The 23,815-nt window shown below is 72.1% G+C and carries 24 protein-coding genes; 15 read left to right on the top strand and 9 right to left on the bottom strand.

Going from position 1 to position 23,815, the window contains the following annotated elements:
• Positions 1–98 precede the first annotated feature (98 nt).
• The gene (locus tag IE325_RS44625; RefSeq protein WP_190075951.1) at positions 99–350 is read left to right on the top strand and encodes a hypothetical protein; all 252 of its coding nucleotides are present in this window, start codon (positions 99–101) and stop codon (positions 348–350) included.
• Here IE325_RS44625 and IE325_RS44620 read toward each other — a convergent pair.
• The 3 genes from IE325_RS44620 to IE325_RS46565 form a co-directional block, all read right to left on the bottom strand.
• The gene (locus IE325_RS44620) at positions 326–943 is read right to left on the bottom strand and encodes an HAD family hydrolase (protein ID WP_190075950.1); all 618 of its coding nucleotides are present in this window, start codon (positions 941–943) and stop codon (positions 326–328) included. The genes IE325_RS44625 and IE325_RS44620 overlap by 25 nt on opposite strands.
• A gap of 124 nt (positions 944–1,067) precedes the next feature.
• Positions 1,068–2,045, bottom strand: a complete 978-nt coding sequence (locus IE325_RS44615; RefSeq protein ID WP_190075949.1) for a hypothetical protein — start codon at positions 2,043–2,045, stop codon at positions 1,068–1,070.
• Between the two features lie 128 nt (positions 2,046–2,173).
• On the bottom strand, positions 2,174–2,998 hold the full coding sequence (locus IE325_RS46565; RefSeq protein ID WP_229912536.1) for a substrate-binding domain-containing protein: 825 nt from the start codon (positions 2,996–2,998) through the stop codon (positions 2,174–2,176).
• 1,016 nt (positions 2,999–4,014) lie between these two features.
• On the opposite strand from IE325_RS46565, the gene IE325_RS44605 reads away from it, so the two are divergent.
• The 3 genes from IE325_RS44605 (at position 4,015) to IE325_RS44600 (ending at position 7,411) form a co-directional block, all read left to right on the top strand.
• Complete coding sequence (locus IE325_RS44605) at positions 4,015–6,657, top strand: helicase-associated domain-containing protein (protein WP_190075948.1); 2,643 nt, start codon at positions 4,015–4,017, stop codon at positions 6,655–6,657.
• Positions 6,658–7,011: 354 nt separating this feature from the next.
• Complete coding sequence (locus tag IE325_RS46805) at positions 7,012–7,140, top strand: hypothetical protein (RefSeq protein ID WP_268256407.1); 129 nt, start codon at positions 7,012–7,014, stop codon at positions 7,138–7,140.
• A gap of 82 nt (positions 7,141–7,222) precedes the next feature.
• Positions 7,223–7,411, top strand: coding sequence for a hypothetical protein (locus tag IE325_RS44600; protein ID WP_190075947.1), 189 nt, complete (start codon positions 7,223–7,225; stop codon positions 7,409–7,411).
• On the opposite strand, the gene istB is transcribed toward IE325_RS44600, so the two are convergent.
• Entirely contained in the window at positions 7,389–8,597 is a 1,209-nt protein-coding gene (gene istB / locus IE325_RS46915) for an IS21-like element helper ATPase IstB (RefSeq protein ID WP_190075946.1), read from the bottom strand. The genes IE325_RS44600 and istB overlap by 23 nt on opposite strands.
• Positions 8,598–8,778: 181 nt before the next feature.
• Between istB and IE325_RS44590 the strand changes: the two genes are divergently transcribed.
• Positions 8,779–10,422: a DNA repair helicase XPB gene (locus IE325_RS44590; RefSeq protein ID WP_190075945.1), complete on the top strand. Its 1,644-nt coding sequence runs from the start codon at positions 8,779–8,781 to the stop codon at positions 10,420–10,422.
• Positions 10,423–10,435: 13 nt separating this feature from the next.
• Here the strand turns inward: IE325_RS44590 and IE325_RS44585 are convergent, their stop codons facing one another.
• Entirely contained in the window at positions 10,436–10,615 is a 180-nt protein-coding gene (locus tag IE325_RS44585) for a hypothetical protein (RefSeq protein ID WP_190075944.1), read from the bottom strand.
• 267 nt (positions 10,616–10,882) lie between these two features.
• Here IE325_RS44585 and IE325_RS44580 point away from each other — a divergent pair, with 267 nt between their 5' ends.
• Positions 10,883–12,934 carry a HelD family protein gene (locus tag IE325_RS44580; RefSeq protein WP_190075943.1) on the top strand — a complete coding sequence of 684 codons (2,052 nt, stop codon included), beginning with the start codon at positions 10,883–10,885 and terminating at the stop codon, positions 12,932–12,934.
• A gap of 411 nt (positions 12,935–13,345) precedes the next feature.
• Here the strand turns inward: IE325_RS44580 and IE325_RS44575 are convergent, their stop codons facing one another.
• Together IE325_RS44575 and IE325_RS44570 are read right to left on the bottom strand one after the other, a co-directional pair.
• The gene (locus tag IE325_RS44575) at positions 13,346–14,041 is read right to left on the bottom strand and encodes a copper homeostasis protein CutC (RefSeq protein ID WP_190075942.1); all 696 of its coding nucleotides are present in this window, start codon (positions 14,039–14,041) and stop codon (positions 13,346–13,348) included.
• Positions 14,042–14,156: 115 nt separating this feature from the next.
• Complete coding sequence (locus IE325_RS44570) at positions 14,157–14,834, bottom strand: maleylpyruvate isomerase family mycothiol-dependent enzyme (protein WP_190075941.1); 678 nt, start codon at positions 14,832–14,834, stop codon at positions 14,157–14,159.
• 47 nt (positions 14,835–14,881) lie between these two features.
• Here IE325_RS44570 and IE325_RS44565 point away from each other — a divergent pair, with 47 nt between their 5' ends.
• From IE325_RS44565 to IE325_RS44555, 3 genes are all read left to right on the top strand, one after another.
• Entirely contained in the window at positions 14,882–15,529 is a 648-nt protein-coding gene (locus IE325_RS44565) for an HD domain-containing protein (RefSeq protein WP_190075940.1), read from the top strand.
• Positions 15,530–15,556: 27 nt separating this feature from the next.
• Positions 15,557–16,657 carry a GNAT family N-acetyltransferase gene (locus IE325_RS44560; protein ID WP_190075939.1) on the top strand — a complete coding sequence of 367 codons (1,101 nt, stop codon included), beginning with the start codon at positions 15,557–15,559 and terminating at the stop codon, positions 16,655–16,657.
• A gap of 90 nt (positions 16,658–16,747) precedes the next feature.
• Positions 16,748–17,224 (top strand): carboxymuconolactone decarboxylase family protein, encoded by a 477-nt coding sequence (locus IE325_RS44555; protein ID WP_190075938.1) that lies wholly within the window; start codon positions 16,748–16,750, stop codon positions 17,222–17,224.
• Between the two features lie 22 nt (positions 17,225–17,246).
• On the opposite strand, the gene IE325_RS44550 is transcribed toward IE325_RS44555, so the two are convergent.
• Both IE325_RS44550 and IE325_RS44545 read right to left on the bottom strand, forming a co-directional pair.
• Positions 17,247–17,513 (bottom strand): DUF4031 domain-containing protein, encoded by a 267-nt coding sequence (locus IE325_RS44550; protein ID WP_268256406.1) that lies wholly within the window; start codon positions 17,511–17,513, stop codon positions 17,247–17,249.
• Positions 17,510–17,896 carry a DUF8819 family protein gene (locus IE325_RS44545; RefSeq protein ID WP_190075937.1) on the bottom strand — a complete coding sequence of 129 codons (387 nt, stop codon included), beginning with the start codon at positions 17,894–17,896 and terminating at the stop codon, positions 17,510–17,512. The genes IE325_RS44550 and IE325_RS44545 overlap by 4 nt, the downstream gene beginning before the upstream one ends.
• Positions 17,897–17,950: 54 nt before the next feature.
• On the opposite strand from IE325_RS44545, the gene IE325_RS44540 reads away from it, so the two are divergent.
• The 6 genes from IE325_RS44540 (at position 17,951) to IE325_RS44515 (ending at position 23,808) form a co-directional block, all read left to right on the top strand.
• The gene (locus IE325_RS44540) at positions 17,951–18,853 is read left to right on the top strand and encodes a MurR/RpiR family transcriptional regulator (protein WP_190075936.1); all 903 of its coding nucleotides are present in this window, start codon (positions 17,951–17,953) and stop codon (positions 18,851–18,853) included.
• Positions 18,854–18,900: 47 nt separating this feature from the next.
• Complete coding sequence (gene murQ, locus IE325_RS44535; RefSeq protein ID WP_190075935.1) at positions 18,901–19,836, top strand: N-acetylmuramic acid 6-phosphate etherase; 936 nt, start codon at positions 18,901–18,903, stop codon at positions 19,834–19,836.
• Between the two features lie 66 nt (positions 19,837–19,902).
• A complete protein-coding gene (locus IE325_RS44530; RefSeq protein WP_190075934.1) occupies positions 19,903–20,499 on the top strand; it encodes an RNA polymerase sigma factor in 597 nt (198 codons plus the stop codon).
• Positions 20,496–21,353, top strand: a complete 858-nt coding sequence (locus tag IE325_RS44525) for an anti-sigma factor family protein (RefSeq protein ID WP_190075933.1) — start codon at positions 20,496–20,498, stop codon at positions 21,351–21,353. The genes IE325_RS44530 and IE325_RS44525 overlap by 4 nt, the downstream gene beginning before the upstream one ends.
• Positions 21,353–22,273, top strand: a complete 921-nt coding sequence (locus tag IE325_RS44520; RefSeq protein WP_190075932.1) for an ABC transporter ATP-binding protein — start codon at positions 21,353–21,355, stop codon at positions 22,271–22,273. The genes IE325_RS44525 and IE325_RS44520 overlap by 1 nt, the downstream gene beginning before the upstream one ends.
• Positions 22,270–23,808: a hypothetical protein gene (locus IE325_RS44515; protein ID WP_190075931.1), complete on the top strand. Its 1,539-nt coding sequence runs from the start codon at positions 22,270–22,272 to the stop codon at positions 23,806–23,808. Before IE325_RS44520 ends, IE325_RS44515 begins: the two co-directional genes overlap by 4 nt.
• The last annotated feature ends 7 nt before the right edge of the window (positions 23,809–23,815 follow it).

Below are 23,815 nucleotides of genomic sequence, written 5' to 3'. Positions count from 1 at the left end.
GGTCGACCACGACCCGCCGGTACCAAGGCTAATGGTCCCCGGGCGGGTGACAAGACGTCGCCCGGTAGTTCCCTCGCGCAGGGAACTACCCTGGTCCGGTGCGTGACAAAACCCAAACGAATTCCGCCGCTCCCGGCGACCGACTGATCCGTGCCGGTGCGGTGGTGTTCTTCATCGGTGCAGTGGCCACTCTGGTCACGGTGGCCCCGTTCCTGCTCGGTACGACGCCATTTCCGACATACATGTTCGGACTGAGCATGCTGATGGGCGTCGGTTTCCTCGTGGCCGGGGCCGGTGTGCTCCGCTCGGTCGCCGCGGGGCGGCGTCAGGCGCGGGGCACTTCGGGGTAGTCGGCGAACCATTCCGGGAACTGCGTCAGATCGGCCAGGACGACGTCCGCGCCGAGTCCGCTGAGTTCATCGGCGCTGTACGGGCCGGTCGCCACGGTGACCGCGAGCGCGTCGGCGGCTCGGGCTGCCCGGATGTCGCCCTGGTGGTCGCCGACGTAGACGCTCGCGCCGTACTCACGCAGCGCCTCGGCCTTCCGCTCGGCCCAGAGGTTGCCGATGACCGCGTCCGGCTCGATACCGAGGTGCGCCAGGTGCAGCTTGGCGTTCGGCTCGTACTTGGCGGTGACGACGATCGCCCGTCCGCCCGCCTGCCGTACGGCGGCGATCGCCTCGCGGGCGCCGGGGAGCGCGGGCGTCGTGGTGATCGCGATCGCCGGGTACATCTCGCGGTACAGATCGGCCATGGCCTCGACCTGCTCCGCCGGGAACCAGTTGATCAACTCATCGGCGAGGGGCGGGCCGAGACGGGTGATCGCGAGGTCGGCGTCGATGGGGGTGCCGGTGCGCTCGGACAGCGCGATGTAGCAGGCGTGGATGCCGGGGCGGGAGTCTATGAGGGTCATGTCGAGGTCGAAGCCGACGGTGAGTGCCATGGGGGTCATTGTGCCTGCGCCCAATAGCTCGGGGCTGAATGTGATGTGGCGGCTGCGGGTGGATTGTGGCTGGTCGCGCAGTTCCCCGCGCCCCTGAGGGCGTCACCTCGCCCCCGGTCGAGCGTTACCGCTGCCGCTGCGACCGCCACACGATGTACAACGCCGACGCGACCGCCGCCCCCCGCACCACCCACGGCCACGTCTCCGTGATCGCGGCGTTCATCTGGCCCTCAGCGATCGGCTCGCCCCAGCGTTCGGTGGTGCGGCCCCAGAGCCAGGTCACTCCTGCGGTGAGGGAGAGGGCGGGGAGGATGATGACCGCCCACTTGGTCTCGGCATCGCTCAGGCGGCGGGAGGCCCAGGCGATGAGCCAGCCGAGGAGCAGGACGAGGAGGTTGCCGAGGACGGCGCCGGTGACGAGGAGGGCGGCGGCGATGAGGAGCAGGGGGTTGCTCCAGCGGCCGGAGGGGAGGGTCGGGCGGCGGATGAGGCGTCGGCGGGCCTTGGGTTCCGCTTCCTCCTCCTCGGCCTTCTCGATCGCGGCCGGTTCCTTCGCGGGTTCCTTCTCGGGGCGCGGCTCGTCGTTCGCGTCCGGGCGTCTGAGCATCTCCGGGATCTCGATGCCGCCGACGAAACCGGGGACGTCCTCGCCGGGGCCGAAGGGGCTGCGGTCCACCCGCCACCAGTCGGGCTGGGTCGTGCTGTCCCCGAGGTCGGCGGTGCTGGCGAGGTGCGGCGGCGGGGGCGCGTCGTCGGAGGTGGCGGGCTCGGCGGGGCGCGGGCGGGGCACGATGCGACGCAGGCGCTTGCGACGCTCCTCGTGGGCCTCGCTGTCGGGCTGGGCGGGCACGGCGGTGACCGGCGTCTGCGGGGCGGAACCCCCGGCGGCGGCCACGACCTCGTCCGGGGTGCCGAGGCGGGCGATGATGCGGCGGACGGCGGCGGGGTTGTCGACGGGCGCCTTCGCCCGGCGCCGGTCGATCTCGCCGCGCAACTCGTTCACCAGGCGCATACGGGTGGACGACGGCAACTGCCGCTGCTGCGCCACGTCACCGACACGGCTCAGATACTCGTAGACGACCTGGTCGCTCTCGATCCCCACGAAGTCCTCTCCGGGGTGGGTGTGTTGGATACCCGTGGGACGACGTTAGCGCAGGACGAGCAGTACGAAGGGATCCGAATGTCCGGGCTGTTCAGGGCGCGGGCGCGGCTGGCCGAAGACGCCGTGGGTCAGATCGGGCGGCACTCGCCCGAGTTCTCCGCCTCGGAGCACAGGCCGTGGCCGTGGGCGTGGAGGATGTCGCGGCCGCTCTGCTGGGTGAGGAAGTTGAGGAAGGCGGCGGCGACGGAGCCGGCCGGGGCGGAGCCGTAGGTGTAGGCGTACTCGGTCTGCCAGTAGGGGTAGTTGGTGTCCTCGACGCCCTGTGCCGTGGGTTCGCGGCCGTCGATGCGCAGTTTGACGAGGTTGCCGGCCGCTTTGTGGCCGTCGACTCCGGCGGCCTCGCTGTAGCCGATGGCGCCGGGGGTGGAGGCGGTCCTGTTGAGGAGCGTGTCGGTGCTGGTGACCTCGCAGGTGCCGTACCGGTCGGGGTCGAGGGCCGCACAGTCCCGCACGGTGAACTGCGGTGGCTCCTTGCCGTCGAGGACCTTGTCGACGAGGGTGCTGCGGGTGCCGGAGCCGGGGTCGCGGTTGATGAGGTGGACGGGTACGGGGTTGCCGCCGATGTCGGACCACTTGCGGACCCGGCCCGCGAAGAGGTCGCGGACCTGCTTCAGCGTCAGGTTCTCCACGCCCGCGTCCTTGCTGACGACGAGGGTGAACACGGAGAAGGCGATCGGCCTGGGGATCAGCCGGGGGTGGCCGGAGGAGGCGAGGCCGTCGGAGAACGTGATGTGGTCGCCGAGGCCCTCGCCGACCTCGGTCCCGGCGTCGTCGCCGGCCTGCTCGATCTCGGTGACGCCTTCGCCGCTGCCCTTGAAGGGGTTGTCGTCGAGGGGGATCGCGGTGCCCGCTCCCTCGCAGCGGTCGACGTAGTCCTCGGCGGCGGCCCGCACCGCGGGGGCGAAGGCGGTGGAGCCGTACAGGTGCAGGGTGCCGCTGACGCAGTCCAGCGGGGGGCGGCGGTCGTCTCGGAGGAAGAGGGTGAAGACTGATGGACTACGACCGCCAGCGCCAGGAACGTGATCGCGAACCACGCCGGTCGCGACGCGAACAGGTGGCTCTCGGTGCGGGTCAGCTTGAAGCGGAAGTACTTCACCAGCGGGTCGAACCAGCGCCGGTCGGTGCCGACGGCGCCGACGATGTCCGGCTTGGGGAAGTCCTGGTCGCTGGTGTCGTCCGGCCAGCGCTCCAGGATCACGAGGATCTTGTACTCGGCGCCCCGGGGCAGTTTCACCTTGGGCAGTTCGATGACGCCCTCGCGGTGGGCCTCGGTGTTGCGGAAGCCGTAGCCCGGGGCGCCGTGCCGGAAGAAGCGGCGCAGCTCGCGCTGGCTGAGCTCGGTGACGACGATGCCGGCGACCTGGCGGCGGCGGAAGGTGACCCAGATGCCGCTGGGGTCGTTCTCGTCCGTCAGGTAGTCGCCGGCCTCGATGGGGGCGGATCCGGCGTTCTCGATGCGCAGCAGGACGAACGAGGGGTCCTTCAGCTGGTGTCCGTCACGCTCCAGTTGTTCGAGGATCTCGGCGTGTGCCGACTGGGTCTGGTTCGCGGCGACGGTGTCCATCTGCACCCGATAGCCGAGCCGCTTGCGGCCGACGACCGCGAACTCCCACAGGAACGCGAAGAGGGGGATCGCGAGACTGGTGATGGCGATCCACTGCTCGACCTGTTCGCTCACCGCCGGGCCCCCGATTCCCTTGAGTTCCTTCAATTCCCTTGAGCCGTGAAGCAGTTGACAGGGTGCCCAGGGTGACGAGTGGGGGCGCGGCGTTGCCAGGGGTGCCGGAATCCTCCGGACGATGTTCATCCGGGGGACATCTGCGAAACGTTCCGTTCGCCCGGCGAAGTGCGGTACCGGCGGTACGGCACCGACTCCTGCCGTACGGCCCCACCCGCTAACGTGGGCAGGATGAGCGACCCGGCCACCCCGCCCCGTTCCCTCGCGGAAGCCCTTCGCGTGCGGGACGACGCCTCGCTGGCCGTGCTGCTGCGCAGCCGGCCGGATCTCATCACCCCTGTCCCCACCGACCTCACCCAGCTGGCGACCCGCGCCGGCACCCGGGCCTCGGTGGTGCGCGCCCTGGAGCGCCTCGACCGCTTCGCGCTACAGACGGCGGAGGCGCTGGCCGTGGCGGCGGATCCGGCGACGTACGACGAACTGCTCGCCCTGATGGCCGGCGACGAGGGCGACCCGGCGGTGACGGGCGCCCTACCGCACGCTCTGGGCACCCTGCGCGACCAGGCCCTGGTGTGGGGCGCCGACGACCGGCTGCGCCTGGTGCGCACGGCACGTGAGCTGCTCACGCCGTCGCCGCAGCATCCGTCGCCGACCGGGCTCGGGCCGACGGTGCAGGAGGCGTCGGCCGGCATGTCACCGGGCCGTATCCAGGACATCGTGACGACGGCGGGGCTGCCGTCGACGCATGACGCGGTGTCGGCGGTGGCGTCGCTGTCCGCGCTGTTCACGGACCGCCGCCGTATGACGGCCCTGCTCGCCGACGCGCCGGAGGAGTCCCTCGCGGTCCTGTCCCGGCTGGTCTGGGGCCCGCCGTACGGCCAGGTCACCGCGGACCCGGCGCCCCATCTGCGCTGGCTCCTGAACCACGGCCTGCTCCTGCCGACGACGCCCGGCACGGTCGTACTCCCTCGCGAGGTGGCCCTGCATCTGCGGGCCGGCCGCGCGCACCGCGCCACCGAGCCGCTGCCGCCGCCCGTCGAGCCGGCCGCGACGCACCATCCACAGGTTGTGGACACGACGGCGGCCGGGCAGGCGTACACGGCGCTGGCCACCGTCGAGGAGCTGCTGAAGGACTGGCACGAGGGCGGGCCCGCGGTGCTGCGCGCGGGCGGCCTGAGCGTGCGCGACCTCAAGCGCACCGCGGTCGCCCTCGACGTGTCCGAGCCGGTCGCCGCGTTCTGGGTCGAACTCGCCTACGCGGCGGGCCTGCTGGCCTCCGACGGCGAGGCCGACGAACGGTACGCGGCGACCCCGGCCCACGACGAGTGGCTGGAGCAGCCCCCCGCCGAGCGCTGGGCCCACCTGGCGTCCGCCTGGCTGACGGCGACCCGCACGTCGGGGGTGGTCGGCGGCCGGGACGCGAAGGACCGCACCCTGTCGGCCCTGGGCCCCGGCCTGGACCGCTCCGCCGCCCCGGAGGTCCGCCACCGCGTCCTGACCCTCCTCGCCGCCCTCCCCGAGGGCACGTCCCCGTCCCCCGAGTCCCTCCTGTCCCGCCTCCGCTGGGAACGCCCCCTACGCGGCCCCCAGCCCGACGACGACCTACGCACGCGCCTGGCGCGGTGGACGCTGACCGAGGCGGAGATGCTGGGGGTCACGGGGCGGGGGGCGCTGTCGGGGCATGGGCGGGCGTTGCTGGGGGCGCCGGGGGCGAAGGGCTCGGGGAAGGGTGTGGGGCGGGGACGGGTGTCGGCGGCGACCCACGACGGCACACCATCGGCATCGGCAGCGTCCCCGGCGACTCACGACGGCACACGCCCGGCACCGTTCGACGACACCCCCACCGGCCCCGGTGACAAGCTCCCCGTCCACCACGACCACGCCCGGCCCGCCCCCGCCCCCGAGCCCCTCTCCCCCGCCGAGCAGGCCGTGGCGTCGGCCGCCGCTGCCCGGCTGCTCACCCCGCTCCTCCCCGAGCCCCTCGACCATGTCCTCCTCCAGGCCGATCTGACGGCCGTGGCGCCGGGGCCCTTGCGGCGGCCGCTCGCCGACACGCTGGGGGTGCTGGCGGACGTCGAGTCGAAGGGCGGGGCGACGGTGTACCGGTTCACGCCCGGGTCGGTGCGGCGGGCGCTGGACGCCGGGCGCAGCGCCTCGGATCTGCATGCCTTCCTCGCCGAGCACTCGCGCACGCCGGTGCCGCAGCCGCTGGCGTATCTGATCGACGACGTGGCCCGTAGGCACGGCCATCTGCGGGTCGGCGCGGCCTCGGCGTACGTCCGCTGCGACGACGACGCGGTGCTGAACGAGATCCTCGCCGACAAACGAGCCGCCGGGCTGCGGCTGCGCCGCCTCGCGCCGACCGTGCTGGCCGCCCAGGCGGACCCGGCCGGGCTGCTGGAGGGCCTGCGCGCGATGGGCTTCGCGCCGGCCGCCGAATCGGCCGAGGGCGACGTCCTGATCACCCGCGCCGACGCCCACCGCACCCCGCCGCGCTCGGCGCCCGAGCCCGTGCCGGACGGCCCGCCGACGCCGGACGCCACGCTGCTGGCGGCCGCGATCCGCGCCATCCGCGCGGGCGACCTCGCCTCCACGACCCCACGCAGGCCGAGCGGGGGCGCTCCCGAGCCGGCCGGGGGCGAGCTGCCGCGCACCACGTCCGCCGAGACCCTCGCCACCATGCAGGCCGCGGTCCTGACCGGCGAGTCGCTGTGGATCGGGTACGTCAACGCCGAGGGCACCGCGAGTCAGCGGGTGATCGCACCGGTGCGGGTCGAGGGCGGTTTCGTGACGGCGTACGACCACACCGCGGACGAGGTACGGACGTATCCACTGCACCGGATCACCGGCGTGGCCGAGCTCGCGGACGACTAGGGCGGCTGGGCGGTACCGCGCCTTTCGGCCGACCCGAGCGGGCGGCGGCAGGGCGGAAGAGGGCGGCGACGCGATGGGGTCCCCCCACGCCCTCAGGGCAGTGGGGTAGTGCGCGTGCCGGACCCGGGCGCCGCCGCCGACATGATCCGAACGACAGGCCCTCGGTGTGGGTACGCCCGCGCCGCTCACCCGTCCGGGCGTACGCCGCGTTCCATGCACGCCACGCCGGGTTTTTCCAACTCTTGAGGGACGTTCCGGATCTCTCCGCATTCTGCCGCGTGACGCAGGGCAGCCACCCGGTGTCCTGATCGCGCCCGCTCGCTCAAGTGGGCGAAACAGAGAGGTAGTTGTCCCATGCGCACTGCGCGTCGTCTTGCCACCGTCCTGGCCGCCGCAGCCCTGATGATCGGTGGTTTCACCGCACAGGCCGCGGCGGTCAGCGTCGACATCGCCGGGCTGGTCGTCGAGACCCCCCAGGTCTGACGCATTCCATCGGGCGGCCGGTCCCGGCGACGTACCGGGGCCGGCCCCCGCCCTTCCCTCACGCGAAAGGCCTCACGTCCCCATGCGTCCCAAGCGCACAGCCCTGCCCCTCGCGGCGCTCGCAGCCGCCGCCCTGGTCGCCGTCCTCGCGCCGGAGGCCTCCGCCCTGCCGCTGCCGCTCCCGGCGGCCGGTCCGGAGTCCCTGGTCACCGAGGGGCTCACCGTCGAGGGACCGTTGATCAACAACGTCAGTCTGCCCACGCTGAAGTAGCGCGGCGCATGCGATAGCTGTCGCCCTCGATCCGCACGAGCTCGGCATGGTGGGCCAGCCGGTCCACCATCGCCAGCGCGGAGGGGCCGCCGAAGATCTCGTCCCAGCGGCCGAGCGGGCGGTCGCTGGTCACGATCAGCGAGGCCCGCTCGTAGCGGTGCGCGATCAGCTGGAAGAAGAGCGCGGCGGTCTCCGCGTCGAAGGGCGTGTAGCCGACCTCGTCGACGATCAGCAGCGGATGCTCGTCCAGCGCTGCCAGCTCCTGGGCGAGCCGCCCCGCCTCCCGCGCCCCGGCCAGCCGCGCGGCCCACTGCGCGGCGCTCGCGAACAGCACCGAGTGCCCGGCCTGACAGGCCCGCACCCCGAGCCCGACCGCCAGATGGGTCTTGCCGGTGCCGGGCGGCCCGACGAAGACCACGTTCCGCCCGACGCCGACGAAGTCCAGTTTGCCGAGCCGCGCCACGGTCTCCCGGTCGAAGACGCGCGGGTGCTCGGAGTCGAAGTCCTCCAGCAGCTTGCGGGCGGGGAACCCGGCGGCCCGCAGCCGTTCCTCGGCGCTGGGCTCGTCCTCGCGCGGGGCGGCCTGCGCCGGGACGAAGACCTTCGCGGCCGGCTCCTCGGGGGCGGGCTCGTGATGCGTCTGCTGATGGCCCCGCTCGGTCTGCGCGGCCATCGGGCCGGACATGTACGCCAGGATCGCCGCCGACGCGATGAACGCCATGTGGATCACCGTGCCCCACAGCAGCGAGTGGTGCGAGGTGCGATGCACATCCACGAACATCTGCAGCAGATGCACGGACGAGATGCCCACGATGGCGGTGGCGAGCTTGACCTTCAGCACGTTGGAATTGACGTGCGAGAGCCATTCGGGCTGGTCACGGTGGCCCTGTAGCCCGATGCGCGAGACGAAGGTCTCATAGCCGCCGACGATCACCATGATCAGCAGATTCGCGATCATCACGACGTCGACGAGCTTGAGCACGGCGAGCATGACGTAGGTCTCTGTCGCCTGCCCGGTCACACAGCGCAGAATTAAGGCCCAGAGTTCATTGAAGAACTTGTAGACGTACACCCCCTGCGCGGCCACGAGGCCGAAGTAGAGCGGCGCCTGCAACCAGCGGGTGGCGAACAAGGCGTAGCCGAGGGTGGTGGTCGGCGGGGACGGTTCACGATCGATGGCCTGCACGCTCGGCTATTCTTCGCAGCCGCCGCCGTCCAGGTGAAACCACGCCACTCACAGGAATGAAAAGACATCCTGTAGGACTCCGAAGGACTTCGGCACGGCCCCTACGGGACTTGGGAAACGATCAGGAACGATCAGGCACACTGGACGTTTGGTCGAATGGTGAAGGAAAGGGCGGACGCACGTGAACGGACCACTGATCGTCCAGTCGGACAAGACCCTGCTCCTGGAGGTCGATCACGAGCAGGCCGACGCGTGCCGTCGGGCGATCGCGGCGTTCGCGGAGCTGGAGCGGGCGCCCGAGCACATCCACACCTACCGGGTGACGCCGCTCGGGCTGTGGAACGCGCGCGCGGCCGGGCATGACGCCGAGCAGGTCGTGGACGCGCTGGTGACGTACAGCCGCTACCCCGTGCCGCACGCCCTGCTGGTCGACATCGCCGACACGATGGACCGCTACGGCCGCCTCACGCTGAGCAAGCACCCCACGCACGGCCTCGTCCTCACCACCACCGACCGCCCGGTGCTGGAGGAGGTGCTGCGCTCCAAGCGGATCGCGCCGCTGGTCGGGACCCGTATCGACCCGGACACCGTGGCCGTGCACCCCTCCGAGCGCGGGCAGATCAAGCAGACGCTGCTGAAGCTGGGCTGGCCGGCCGAGGACCTCGCCGGGTACGTCGACGGCGAGGCGCACCCGATCGAGCTGGCCGAGGACGGCTGGGCGCTGCGGCCGTATCAGAAGCAGGCCGTGGAGAACTTCTGGCACGGCGGGAGCGGGGTCGTCGTACTCCCCTGCGGCGCCGGGAAGACCCTCGTCGGCGCCGGGTCCATGGCGCAGGCCAAGTCGACCACCCTCATCCTCGTCACGAACACCGTCTCGGCCCGGCAGTGGAAGCACGAGCTGGTGAAGCGGACGTCGCTGACGGAGGACGAGATCGGTGAGTACAGCGGGACCCGGAAGGAGATCCGGCCCGTCACCATCGCGACGTATCAGGTCCTGACGACGCGGCGGAAGGGCGTCTATCCGCACCTGGAGCTCTTCGACTCCCGGGACTGGGGGCTCATCGTCTACGACGAGGTGCACCTGCTGCCCGCGCCCGTCTTCAAGTTCACCGCCGACCTCCAGGCCAGGCGGCGGCTGGGCCTCACGGCGACCCTCGTCCGGGAGGACGGGCGGGAGTCGGACGTCTTCTCCCTCATCGGGCCGAAGCGGTTCGACGCTCCCTGGAAGGAGATCGAGGCGCAGGGTTACATCGCGCCCGCGGACTGTGTCGAGGTACGGGTCAATCTCACCGACGCCGAGCGGCTCGCGTACGCCACCGCCGAGCAGGAGGAGAAGTACCGCTTCTGTGCGACGACCGACACCAAGCGGAAGGTGACGGAGGCGCTGGTCAGGCGTTTCGCGGGCCAGCAGACCCTGGTCATCGGGCAGTACATCGACCAGCTCGACGAACTGGGCGAGCATCTCAACGCCCCCGTCATCAAGGGTGAGACCTCCAACGCCCAGCGCGAGAAGCTCTTCGACGCCTTCCGGGAGGGCGAGATCAGCGTCCTCGTGGTGTCCAAGGTCGCGAACTTCTCCATCGACCTTCCGGAGGCCACCGTCGCCATCCAGGTCTCGGGCACCTTCGGGTCGCGGCAGGAGGAGGCGCAGCGGCTGGGACGGGTGCTGCGGCCCAAGGCGGACGGGCACCAGGCCCACTTCTACTCGGTCGTGGCCCGCGACACGATCGACCAGGACTTCGCCGCGCACCGGCAGCGGTTCCTGGCGGAGCAGGGGTACGCGTACCGGATTGTGGACGCGGACGAGATTCTCGCGGAGGGGTGATCGGGCTGGGGCGTCACTTACGGCGGACGCCCGCTTCCTCTCCGTACTCGCCGAGGAGGATCACATCGACGGCCGCACCTGCGAACACCCTGACGGCGCGCAGGGCTTCGCCGAGGCGGTGACGGTGGCTGCCCTGGAGCGCGGTGGCTCCTCGGGGGCCTGCCGGGGCTGGGTGGATGGTTGCTGCGCTCATGTCTCCATGATGGGTTCGCAGGCATAAAGACCGCATCGGCCTGCGGGGCGAAGGCGGGCAGTGCGTTCGTACGTCTACGGAGGGACCCCTTGCCCTTAAGGAGGAGGGCCCCGTCCCCTAGGGGACGGAAAAACCATTGGCATCCGGCAGCGGCGCTCACCTAAAATCTCCGCTCTTGCCCGCCTCCGTTCACGGAGCGCCGCTGCCCGGACGGTAACCGGTCGGCTTCTCTCGACCACCCACCGCAGGTCCTCCGGAGGCACCGCCGTGTCCACCCCCGTCGACGACTCGCTCGACCCCCTCTCGCGTGAACGCTCCCACCTCGCCTCCTCCCGTGCCGCCCTGCGCGCCATGCGGGAGGACGTCGAGTCCCTCGACATCAGCGACGTCACCGCGAACTGGGTCAACGCCGAGGTCCTCGCCCGCCAGATCGACGACCGCATCAAGGCCCTGGCCGACCTCAGCGACACCCCGCTGTTCTTCGGCCGCCTCGACTATCTGCACGCGCCCGGTGCGGAAGGGGCGGAAGGCGCCGAGGGCGAGCGCTTCTACATCGGGCGGCGGCATGTGCACGACGCCGAGGGCGACCCGATGGTCATCGACTGGCGCGCGCCGGTGTCCCAGCCGTTCTACCGGGCGTCCAAGAAGGACCCGCTGGACATCGCGCTGCGCCGCCGCTTCGGCTACACGGGCGGCGACCTCACGGCCTACGAGGACGAGCACCTCTCCGACCCCGCCGAGGCGGCCCGCACCAGCAAACTGCTCCAGCAGGAGATCGAGCGCCCGCGCGTGGGCCCGATGCGGGACATCGTGGCGACGATCCAGCCGGAGCAGGACGAGATCGTACGGTCCGGTCTCGGCGGGACGGTGTGCGTACAGGGAGGTCCGGGCACCGGAAAGACGGCGGTGGGCCTGCACCGAGTGGCATACCTGCTCTACGCCCACCGCGAGCGGCTCGCCCGCACCGGCACGCTCGTCATCGGGCCGAACCGGTCCTTCCTGCACTACATCGAGCAAGTGCTGCCCGCGCTGGGCGAGTTGAGCGTCCGGCAGGCGACGGTGGACGATCTCGTCGCCCATGTCGAGGTACGCGGCACCGACGACGCGGCGACCGCCGTGATCAAGGGCGACGCGCGGATGGCGGAGGTGCTGCGGCGGGCGGTCTACTCGCATGTGTCGATGCCGACGGAGCCGGTGGTCGTGGTACGGGGGTCGCGGCGGTGGCGGGTGGCGGCGTACGAAGTCGAGGAGACGGTACGGGAGTTGCTGGCCCGGGACATCCGTTACGGGGCCGCCCGGGATGCTCTTCCGCAGCGCATCGCGCACGCCGTGTTGGTGCAAATGGAACGTTCGGGGGAGGCGCCGGACGACCGGGTGCAGGACGCGGTGGCCCGCAACAGTGCGGTGAAGGCGGCCGTGAAGGCGATCTGGCCGCCGGTGGATCCGGCGAAGCTGGTGCTGCGGCTGCTGGCGGACGGGGAGTTCCTGGCCGAGCACGCGGCGGGGGTCCTGGACGAGGACGAGCAGAAGAAGATCCTCTGGGCGAAGCCGGCGCGGTCGGTGAAGTCCGCGAAGTGGTCGGCGGCGGATGCGGTGCTGATCGACGAGACGAACGACATCGTGGCGCGTACGCCGTCCCTCGGGCATGTCGTCCTCGACGAGGCGCAGGATCTGTCGCCGATGCAGTACCGGGCGGTGGGGCGGCGCTGCACGACGGGGTCGGCGACGGTGCTGGGTGATCTGGCGCAGGGTACGACGCCGTGGGCCACGCGGAGTTGGGACGAGGCGCTGGGGCATCTCGGCAAGTCGGACGGCGTGATCGAGGAACTGACGGCCGGCTTCCGCGTCCCGACGGACGTCATCACCTATGCCTCCCGCCTCCTCCCGCACATCGCGCCGGGTCTTGCTCCGGTGGCGTCGATCCGTGAGAACCCGGGGTTCTTCGAGGTCCGTAAGGCGGAGGCGGGTTCGGGGGAAGTCGTCGCGGCGTGCCGGGAGTTGCTGCGCAACGAGGGGTCGATCGGGCTGATCGCCGCGGATGCGCGTATTCCGGAGCTGGCGGAGGCGTTGGGTGCGGCGGGCATCACCTACCTCTCCCCCGGCGAGGAGACGTCCGAACAGACCCGCCTGACCCTGGTCCCCGCGTCCCTCGCGAAGGGCCTGGAGTACGACTACGTGGTCCTGGACGAGCCCCAGGCGGTGGTGGACGGCGAGCCGGATGAGCGGACGGGGTTGCGGCGGTTGTATGTGGCTCTGACTCGGGCGGTGTCGGGGTTGGTTGTGGTGCATGCGGCGGGGTTGCCCGGGCAGTTGGGGTGACGGGCGGGGTGGGGGTGGTGACGTCTCGTGGCGGACTGCGGGAGGTGGGGGCTGGTCGCGCAGTTCCCCGCGCCCCTGAAGGCGTTGCAGCCGACGTTCCTGTGCTGTGCCCAAACCGCGAGAGGCCGGGGGCGGTCATGTCTCGTGGCGGACTGCGGGGGATCGGTGGCTGATCGCGCAGTTCCCCGCGCCCCTGAAGGCGTTGCAGCCGACGTCGCTGCGCGCCCAATCCGCGGGCATCCGCGCCGTTGGGTCGCCCAATCCGCGGGCATTCGTGCCGCCTAGGGCGGCACGGGTGGGCGCGGGCGGCACCCCGTTAGCGCCGGGCCGCGCGACCTCCCCCACCCCAGCCACCCGCCGGGCCGCACGAACCCACCCCCGCCCAGCCCCTACGAAACCCCACCCCACCCCCTACGAAACCCCGTCCAACACCCCCCGCCAAACCCCCACAGCCTCCGCAGAAACCGCCCCGCCCCACCCCTCAGGCCTCGCCGCCCCGCCGATATGGAACGCGTCGATCCCCGCCGCCACCAACCTCGGCACATGGTCGAGTCGCAGCCCGCCCCCCACCAGGATCCGCTGCTCATACCCCGGCTCCCCCGCCCGCGCCGCCTCCGCGAGCAGGACGGGCAGGCCCTCGTCCACGCCGTCCGCCGAGCCCGCCGTGAGGTAGGTGTCCAGCCCCGGCAGGCCGTCCAGCTGTTTGCGCAGGGCATCCCGGTCGGCGGCCCGGTCGATCGCGCGGTGGAAGGTCCACCGGCATCCGTCCAGCTCGGCCACCACCCGCTCGACGGCACCGAGGTCCACCCCACCGTCGCCGTCCAGGAAGCCCAGCACGAACTCCTCCGCCCCGGCCCCCCGCATCTCCCGCACCGCCCCCACCAGCGCCCCGACGTCCCCCGCCGCGAATCCGTCCGCCAGCCTCAGCATCACGCGCAGGTCGATGTCGACGGCGGCCCGGATCCCGGCGAAGGTCTCGACCGCCGGGGTGAGCCCGTCCGCCGCCATGTCGGTGACGAGTTCGAGCCGATCCGCACCTCCGGCCTGGGCGGCGACCGCGTCCTCGACGCCGAGGGCGATCACCTCCAGGACTGCACGCTTGCTCATGGGACCCCATTCCTCGGCATTCGACGGCGACTACTGCGCGGACTACAGGTCTAGTCCAATCCAGGGTACGCCTGCCCCGCCGAAGATCCCCTCAACCCCGAAGTACGAGCCACCCTCAGCCGAAGATGTTCAGCTCCCCCGCCTCCACCCCCACCAGCTCATACGCCGCCGCCCCCGCCACCGGCCGCCCCGCATACAGCCGTACAAGAGTGGCGCCGTCCCCGATGTACCGCGCCGGTGGCCGCGGAGCCGTCGCCTCACCCAGGCGCAGGGGCTCGTCCACGTCGTCCAGGTCGGCGTGCAGGGGGACGTGGCGCCGGTCCCGGGTGAGCCAGGCGAGGAGCCGGAGCGCGTCGGGGAGTCCGGCACCGGCGTACGCCCCGGGCGCCCCCAGCACCTCCCGTACGTCACCGGCGTGCACCCACTCCCCCAGTGCGACGCCGTCCAGCGCCCCGCCGGCCTCGGCGATCACCGGCCCCGCCTCGGTCATCCCGCGCTCCAGCTCGTCGACGACCCGCGCATGGGTCCAGTCGGCGCGCTCGGCGATGTCCCGGTCGTTGGACTCGGCCGAGAACACGCCGTCCTCCAACCGGTTCTCCACGACCCGCATCAACGCGGCCGAACAGTGCGCCAGCACATCCCGCACCGACCACCCCGGACAGGCCACGGTGGGCAGCGCGAAGTCGTCGTCCGGCCGCGCCCGCAACAGCGGGACCAGTGCGTCCCGCTCGACGGCCAGCAGCCGGCCCGGCAGCTCGAAATCCCTTACGCCGTACGCGTCAGCAGAAGTCATGACCTCCACGCTAGGGCGCGGTACGGCCCACCCGGGAGAATGAGGACATGGCTGACCTCGACGACCTCCGGTCCCGCTGGCTCCGCACCCTGCTCGCCGCGCGCGACGACGACTCCTGCGCCATCGCCCCCGAGCGGTACGGGGAGGCCCTGCTCCGCCGCTGGTCGGAGCCGCAGCGGCACTACCACACCGTCGAGCACCTGGCGGCGGTCCTGGGGCACATCGACACCCTGGAGGAGCACGCGGACGACGTCATGGCGGTGCGCCTCGCCGCCTGGTTCCACGACGCCGTATATCTCCCCGACCGCTCCGAGAACGAGGAACGCTCCGCCCGCCTCGCCGAGCGCGCCCTCCCCGAAGCCGGCGTCCCCGCGGGGCGCACCGCCGAGGTCGCCCGGCTCGTGCGGCTCACCGTCACCCATGACCCGGCGCCCGACGACCGCGACGGCGAGGTCCTCTGCGACGCCGACCTCGCGATCCTCGCCGCCCCGCCCGCCGCGTACGCCGCGTACACGGTCGCCGTACGCGAGGAGTACCACTTCGTGCCGAACGACGCCTTCCGCGAGGGCCGTGCCGCGATCCTGCGCCAACTCCTCGCCCTGCCGACCCTGTTCCGCACCCCGCACGGCCGCAAGGAGTGGGAGGCCACCGCCCGCTACAACCTCGCCGCCGAGCTGGAAATGCTGTCGCTCTGAAAGCGACGGCAGCCGTAGCCTGCCCCCATGCGACACATGGGTGGGGAACACGCGACCGACGCCGTGGCGAGCTGCGCGGCGATGCTGCGTACGGCGGCGGACCTGGACTGGGAAGGGGCGAAGGCCGGGCGGCTGGACTGGAGCTGTCACAAGACGGCGTTCCACATCGCCGAGGACCTCATCGCCTACGCCGGCCAGCTCGCGGGCCGCGCCCAGGACGACTACGTCCCCTTCGAGATCACCCTCGACGACGGCACCGACAACCAGGGCATCATCCATGTCATCGAGACGACCGGTGTCCTGTTCGCCACCACCCTCCGCACCACGCCACCCGATGTGCGCGCCTTCCACCCGTACCCGTTCCGCAGCGCGAACCGTGAGGGCTTCGCCGCGATGGGCATCGCCGAGGTGCTGCTGCACACGCACGACATCGCCGAGGGGCTGGGGCTGACGTACGAACCGCCCGCCGTACTCCCCCAGTTCGTGCTGACGACGATCTTCCCCCACGTCAAGCCCGGTCCCGACCACTGGCGCACCCTCCTGTGGGCCACCGGCCGCGCCGACCTCCCCGGCCGTCCGCCGGTCACCGAGTGGCGCTGGAACAACAACATCGTCATCCCCACCGACCGCCTCACCCTCCAGGGCGTCACCCCCGCCGCCGCCACCGACCTCCACACCGGCGGCGACGGCGGCTTCGAGTGGGTCGACGGCGGGCCCTTCCAGGGCACCCGTGACGCCGCGGGGATGGTCGTCAAGGCGTACGAGGACGGGACGCACCGGCCCGAGTGGGGACTGTTCGTCCTGGTGCGGCGGGAGGACGGGCGCGCGATCGGCGGCATGGGCTTCCACGGCGTACCGGACGAGGAGGGCCATGCCGAGGTCGGCTACGACCTCACCGTGGCCGCGCGCGGCCACGGCTATGCCGCCGAGGGTCTGCGCGCCCTGTCGGACCACTCCCTGACCAGGGACGACGTACGGCTTCTCGTCGCGGCCATCCATGAGGACAACCTCGCCTCACAGGCCGTCGCCACCCGCGCGGGGTACATACGGGCGAGCGTCGAGGAGGAGCGCACCGCCCATGAGGAGCAGGAGATGGAGCGGACGCTGAGGCTGTACGTCCGCCGGTGACCCAGGTCACATTCCCGTCACGTCACATCGTGCCGAGCCCCTCCGTCATAGCTGTGTACCCACGAAGTACCCACGACCGAGGAGTTCGCCATGAGCGCCGCCCGGATCAACCTCCTTGAGAACCCGACCGTCGGCAAGGCCGTGAAGCACGTCGCCTCGGCGGGCAAGGTGGTCCATGACTCGCCGCTGCCCGTCTCGACGCAGAACATGGTGACGCTGCGTGCCAGCCAGATCAACGGCTGCGGCTTCTGCACCGACATGCATTTCAAGGACGCCATCGCCGCGGGCGAGGACGCCGTCCGCCTCAATATGGTCGCCGCCTGGCGCGAGGCCACCGTCTTCACCGACGCCGAGCGCGCCGCGCTGGACCTGACGGAGGCGGGCACCCGTATCGCCGACGCGGCCGGCGGCGTACCGGACGACGTCTGGGAGAACGCCGCCAAGCACTACGACGAGGAGCAGCTCGGCGCGCTGGTGACCCTGATCGCGCTGATCAACGCCTTCAACCGGATGAACGTCATCGTCCAGCAGCCGGCCGGCTCCTACCAGCCCGGCCAGTTCGCATAAAGCGACCGTCGCCGAAGGGGCGTCAGCCCCAGGCCCGCCCCTTCGGCCGTCGCAACCCCGCCCCCTGCAACAACCGCACCACCTCACGGCTGCTGACCTCCACCGCGCCGGCGCGCACCGCGTCGGCGTACCGGTGCGAGGGGATGTCGTAGTGGTCGCGCTCGAACGCCCGCCGTGGCACGCCCAACTCCTCGGCGAACAGGTGCAGTTCGTCGTACGAGACATCGCTCACGAGGTGGGACCACATCCGGCCGTGGCCCGGCCAGGTCGGCGGGTCGATGTAGATCACGAGGACGGCGTCCCGCCCGTGCCGGCCGGCCCCAGCGAGCCCAGCGCCGCGACCTTCACGCCCGCCTGGTGGCACACCCAGTGCGGATCGGGCCCCAGTTCCGGCTCGACCTCCAGCGCGTGCGGGTCGCCGCCGCCGCACACCGGGCACAGCGGCCAGCGGCCGTACCGGTCCAGCAGCGCGTCCTGTACGTCCTGGGCGACCAGCCCCGCCACATACGCCACGCCGTCCGGCCACTGCTCCACCCACCAGCGCCGCTGTACGACCGCCTCCTCGACCAACGACACGACGTCCGCCTCGGCGACCTCGCCCGCGACCAGGTCGGCGAGCACGAGGGCGCGGGCGGTGTGCAGCGCCTGTTCCAGCGGAGTGACGGCTTCCATGCTCCTATTGTGCGCACTCTTGACCACACCCCGGTCTGAAAATACCTTTCAAGTGTGCCCAACGAACTGAAGGAAACTTTCGACCGGGCTCCCGCGCCCGCCGCCCTCGCCGCCAAGGTGCGCACCCTCGCCCCGTCGATGACCCGCTCCATGCAGCGCGTCGCCGAAGCGGTCGCGAACGACCCCGCGGGCTGCGCGGCCCTCACCGTCACCGGCCTCGCCGAACTCACCGGCACCAGCGAGGCCACGGTCGTACGCACCGCCCGCCTCCTCGGCTACCCCGGCTACCGCGACCTCCGCCTCGCCCTCGCCGGCCTCGCCGCCCAGCAGCAGTCGGGCCGCGCACCGGCCATCACCACCGACATCGCGGTGGACGATCCCATCGCGGACGTCGTGGCGAAACTCGCGTACGACGAGCAGCAGACCCTCGCGGACACGGCGGCCGGACTCGACACGGTCCAGCTGGGCGCGGCGGTGACGGCCGCCGCCGGGGCCCGCCGGATCGATGTGTACGGGGTGGGGGCGTCCGGGCTCGTCGCGCAGGACCTCGTCCAGAAACTGTTGCGGATCGGGCTGATAGCCCATGCCCACAGCGATCCGCATCTCGCCGTGACGAACGCGGTGCAGCTGCGCGCCGGTGACGTGGCCATCGCCATCACCCACTCCGGGTCGACCGGTGACGTCATCGAGCCCTTGCGGGTCGCCTTCGAGCACGGGGCGACGACCGTCGCCATCACCGGGCGGCCGGACGGGGCGGTGACCCAGTACGCCGATCACATCCTTACGACGTCCACGGCGCGGGAGAGCGAGCTGCGGCCGGCGGCGATGTCGTCCCGGACCAGTCAGTTGCTGGTGGTGGACTGCCTGTTCGTGGGGGTGGCGCAGCGGACCTATGAGACGGCGGCGCCCGCGCTGGCCGCGAGCTACGAGGCGCTGGCGCATCGGCATCGTCGTTAGTAGAGGTACGTCACCGCACTGGAAACTCCGAAAGAGCCGTCTGCCTCATGACCTCCGCATCCACCCCCCGCGACCTCCGCGCCCAGCTCGACTCCCTCCCCACCGAGGCCTTCCGGCCCGAGCTCGCCGAGATCGATCAGCTCCCCACCCTCGACATCGCCCGGCTCATGAACGGCGAGGATGCCTCCGTACCCGCCGCCGTGGCCTCGCGCCTCCCCGACATCGCCGCCGCCATCGACGCCATCGCCGAGCGCATGGCACGCGGTGGGCGGCTGATCTACGCCGGTGCAGGCACCGCCGGCCGCCTCGGTGTCCTCGACGCCTCCGAATGTCCGCCCACCTTCAACACGACCCCCACCCAGGTCGTCGGCCTCATCGCGGGCGGCCCGGACGCGATGGTCACCTCGGTCGAGGGTGCCGAGGACTCGGCGGACCTCGCCCGCGCCGACCTGGACGCCCTCGCGCTCACGCCCGCCGACTCGGTGGTCGGCATCTCGGCCTCGGGCCGCACCCCGTACGCGATCGGCGCGGTCGAACACGCCTGTGCGCAGGGCGCGTTGACGATCGGGCTGTCCTGCAATCCGGGCAGCGCCCTCGCCTCCGCCGCCGAGCACGGCATCGAGATCGTCGTGGGCCCCGAGCTGCTGACCGGCTCGACCCGGCTCAAGGCCGGCACCGCGCAGAAGATCGTCCTCAACATGCTGTCGACGATCACGATGATCCGGCTCGGCAAGACCTACGGGAACCTCATGGTCGACGTCCGCGCCTCCAACGACAAGCTGCGCGCCCGCTCCCGCCGTATCGTCGCCCTCGCCACCGGCGCGGACGACGCCGCCATCGAGCACGCCCTGACCGAGGCGGGCGGCGAGGTGAAGACGGCGATCCTGATCGTGCTGGCCGATGTGGACGGGGCCACGGCGAACGCGCTTCTGGCGGCGGCGGACGGTCATCTCCGGATGGCGCTGAGTGCGGCCGGGACCTGACCATATGACGCAGGTCACACTCCACGGGTGAACCGGGCACCGCCCTCGATTCGACGAGGGGGTGTGATGTCCGAACGACGGGGTGCGCGGAGCGATGCCGAGCTCCTGGACGCGGTGGCCGAGGGGGACAGGGCCGCGTTCGAGGAGCTGTTCCGCCGGTTCGCGCCCTGGCTCAGGGGGCGGTTGCGGCAACGGTGCGCCGATTCCGTCCTCGTGGACGAGGTCGTCCAGGACGTCTTCGTGGAGGTCTGGCGGCGGCGTGAGCGACGCCGGAGCACCGGACCTCTCGGCCAAGTCGGCAACGTCAGCGGGTGGTTGTGGCGCGTCGGGCTGCGTCGGCTGATCGACGCGCAGCGGGCGCAGGAACGGCGGGGCCGCCTCCTGCGCCGCCTCGCGGGCCTGCCGGGACGCCACGCGGTCTCCGCGGAGGACGAGCTCATGGCGGAGCTGGGCGACGGCGCGCTGGCCGCCGTGGAGTTCCTGCCCGCCGATCTCAGGGCCGTCGTCCGGGCCACGGCGCTCGAAGGACTGACGGTCCAGGAGACCGCCGAGCGCCTGAGCATCCCCGCCGGAACGGTCAAGTCCCGTGCCTCCCGGGCCAGAAGGCTGCTCAAGGAACGACTGACAGGAACGGGAAGAGGAAGAGGGAGGCGGGCGCTGTGAGGACGTACGACGAAACGGCGGGGGATCCGGGGCGGCATCTCAACACGGGCCTGCTCCAGGCCTACGCCACCCGGCCGCTCTCCCCCGAGTCCAGGGACCTCGTCGAGGCCCATGTGGACCGGTGCGCCGAGTGCCGTGCGCGGCTGTCCCCCCTCCTCGCGGACGAGGCGGAGTTGTCCTCCCTGTGGGAGCGGATCGACCTCGCCACCGACGAACCGACACGGAGCCAGCTGGAACGCTGCGCGCTGCGCCTGGGAGTCCCGGAGGACGCCGCCCGGCTGTGTGCCGCGATGCCCGCGCTGCGCTGGTCCTGGTGGGGCGGCGCCGCCCTGCTGGTCCTGCTGACCGTGGCCGCCGCGCGCTGGAGCGAGTCGGCCTCGGCGCCCCTGCTGTTCTTCGCGCTGGTACCGGCCCTGTCGGCCATCGGCGTCGTCGCGGTCACCGGGCGGCGCTTCGACCCGGCGTACGTATGGCTGGCGGTCTCGCCGCTGGGCGGTTTCCGCGTCGTGCTGCTGCGGGCGGCCGCGGTGCAGGTGCTGAGTCTGGTGCTGAGCGCCGCGGGTGCCGTGGGCCTGCCGCTGCCGTTCCCGTACACGCTCGGCTGGCTCGTCCCGTCGCTCATGCTGACGGCGGTCTGCCTCGCCCTGTCGAGTCGCATGGACGCCCTGCCGGCCATCACCTTGACGCTCGCGGCCTGGGCCGGCTGGCTCGTCGCCACCTACAACACGGCCCTGCCCGCGGCGACCCGCCTGCTCCTCCCGGGGACGCAACTGGGCATGGCGGCCGTGACCTTGCTGGGCGTCGGCGCGCTCATCGTGCTGCGCGACGGATTCGACAGAAGGGGACTGGCGTAATGGAATCCGAGGAACGTTCCGCGGCACAGCAGGTCGGATTGGACCGCGTCGGCGTGCGCTACGGACGCCGCACGGCACTCCGCGAAGTGTCCCTGTCCCTGGGGCGGGGAGTGACCGGCCTGCTGGGGCCCAACGGCGCAGGCAAGACCACCCTGCTCCGCACCCTGGCCACGGCGAGCACCCCGGACACGGGCACGCTGTCCGTCCTGGGCCTCGACCCCCTCACACCCACCGGCAGGCAGGCCCTGCGCCGACGCCTCGGCTACCTCCCGCAGAACCCGGGGCTGCCCTCCCACTTCACCGCGTACGACTTCATCGACTACGTCGGCATCCTCAAGGAGATCAGCGACCGTCAGGCCCGGCGCACCGAGGCCCGCAGGGTGCTGGCGGAGGTCGGTCTGACCGCCGACCGCGGCCGACGTATCCGGAAGCTGTCCGGCGGTATGCGGCAGCGTGTCGGCCTTGCGGCCGCCATCGTCGGCGACCCGGAGCTGCTGATCCTCGACGAGCCGACCGTGGGGCTCGACCCCGAGCAGCGGCTGCGCTTCCGTGAACTCATCGCCGGACTCGGCGAGGGCAGGACCGTGCTGCTGTCGACGCATCAGACGGAGGACGTGGCGGCCCTCTGCCACAAGGTCGTCGTACTCGACCACGGCACCGTGAGGTTCCAGGGCACCCCGGCCGAACTCGCCCTGCTGGCCCGGGGCCGGGTCTGGAGCAGCGGCGAACGCGCACCCGGCGCCCTCGCCGCCTGGCGCACCGGCGTCGGCACGTTCCGCAACATCGGCGTCCCGCCGACGGGCGCGTCACTGGTCGAGCCGACCATCGAGGACGGCTACCTCCTGCTCCTCGACGGCGACGGTGATGGCGACCGTAACGGCGACGGTGACGGCGACCGGACACCGGCGGACGCGGCATGAGCGCCAGGGCCATGGCACGCGTCGAGTCGGCGCGGGCGCTGCGGCATCCGGCGTTCCTGGTCGCCGTGTTGCTGTATGCCGCGCTCTGGGCGTACGAGGCGTGGAGCGAGGGATGGAGCGGCCAGTACCCGGTGCTCCAGGACGAGGACCGCTACACCCAGGTGACGCTGCTCCTCCCGGCCGTGGGTGCGCTGATCGGGACGAACCTCGCGGCCACCCGGATGCACCGGCACGGCGCACAGCCGCTGTGCGAGGTGCTCGCGCTGCCCTTGTGGCGCAGGACGCTCGCCCACCTCGCCGCCGCCGTCCCGCCGGCATTGGTGGCCGCCGTGCTGACGGGGGCCCGGATCCTCTACGCCGCGACGGCGCCGACCGCCGTGGGCAGCCCGTCGCCGGTCGAACTCGTCACCGGCCCGGTAGTGGTCCTCCTCGCCGGCTGTGCCGGGGTGGCGCTCGCCCGCTTCACGCCGTCGGCCACGGCGGGCCCCTTCGCGGTGCTGTTCCTCGGCGCTCTGGTCCTGAGCAGCGCGCTGGGCGCACGCGGCATGAAGTGGGTGGGCCCGGTCGGCGTGGAGAGCGAGTTCGCGGCACCGCTGCCCGCCGGTCTGATGCACCGCCCGGCGCTGACCCATCTCGCCTATCTGGCCGCCGTGACCGGCGTACTGGTCCTGCTGGCCCTGCTCCGCTCCGGAGCGCGCCCGCTCCCGGCACGAGCGGCCCTGGTCCTGCTGGTCGCCACGGCCGTCGTGACCGGCGCCGTGCAGTACCGCCCGCTTCCCGACGACCTCGCCGCCCGCCGTGCGGACGCCGAGCGGCACCCGGGAGACCGGCAGCGCTGCCGGGTCGCCGGGCAGGTCACGTTCTGCGCGTTCCCCGAGTTCCTGAACCGCGCCGAGGACTGGCGGCGGGTCACCGACGGCATCCTCGGGAGAGTTCCGGCCGCCGAGCGGACCGGTCCGTACGCGGTACGCCAACGGCTCTTCCTCGCCGGTGGCGGCGAGGGCGTATCGGCCACGCCGCCGCTTCAGGCGTGGGCGCAGGACGACACCCGGCACCGCACACCCGGTGCCGTCACCGTCGGCACCGGGTGGGGCACGGACGACATCGGCGGCGGCGAAATGCTGTCCTTCGCGGTGCGGTTCGCCGACCGCGTGGTCTCCGGCCCCGGCCGGGAAGGCGCACCGACCGGATCGATGCTGTGCCGGGCCCGCGCCGTGACGGTGCTCTGGCTCGCGGCGCAGGCGACCCCGGAGACAGCCGACGCCCTGCGCTCCCTGGACCGGCGCAGCTTCGGCGGCGTCACGCTCACCACGCTGGAGTCGTCCCAGGCCCTGTCCGTCAGCGACCCCGAGGTCCGGGTCGTCCTCGACCTGCTCGACCGGCCCACGGCCGAGGTCGGCGACCGCCTGAAGTCGTCCTGGCCCGCCCTCACGGACGACCGTACGAGCACCGAACGAGCCGCGCGGCTGCTGGGCGTATCGGCGCCCGCGAACGCCGAGCAGGCTTCGGAGGGCACCCTGTGCGCGGCCCGCTGACCACCGC

The sequence above is a fragment of the Streptomyces lanatus genome (assembly GCF_014655715.1).
GTDB lineage: Bacteria > Actinomycetota > Actinomycetes > Streptomycetales > Streptomycetaceae > Streptomyces > Streptomyces lanatus.
Note: the sequence above shows the minus strand (reverse complement) of the source record. Positions and strands in the feature narration are given on the sequence as shown.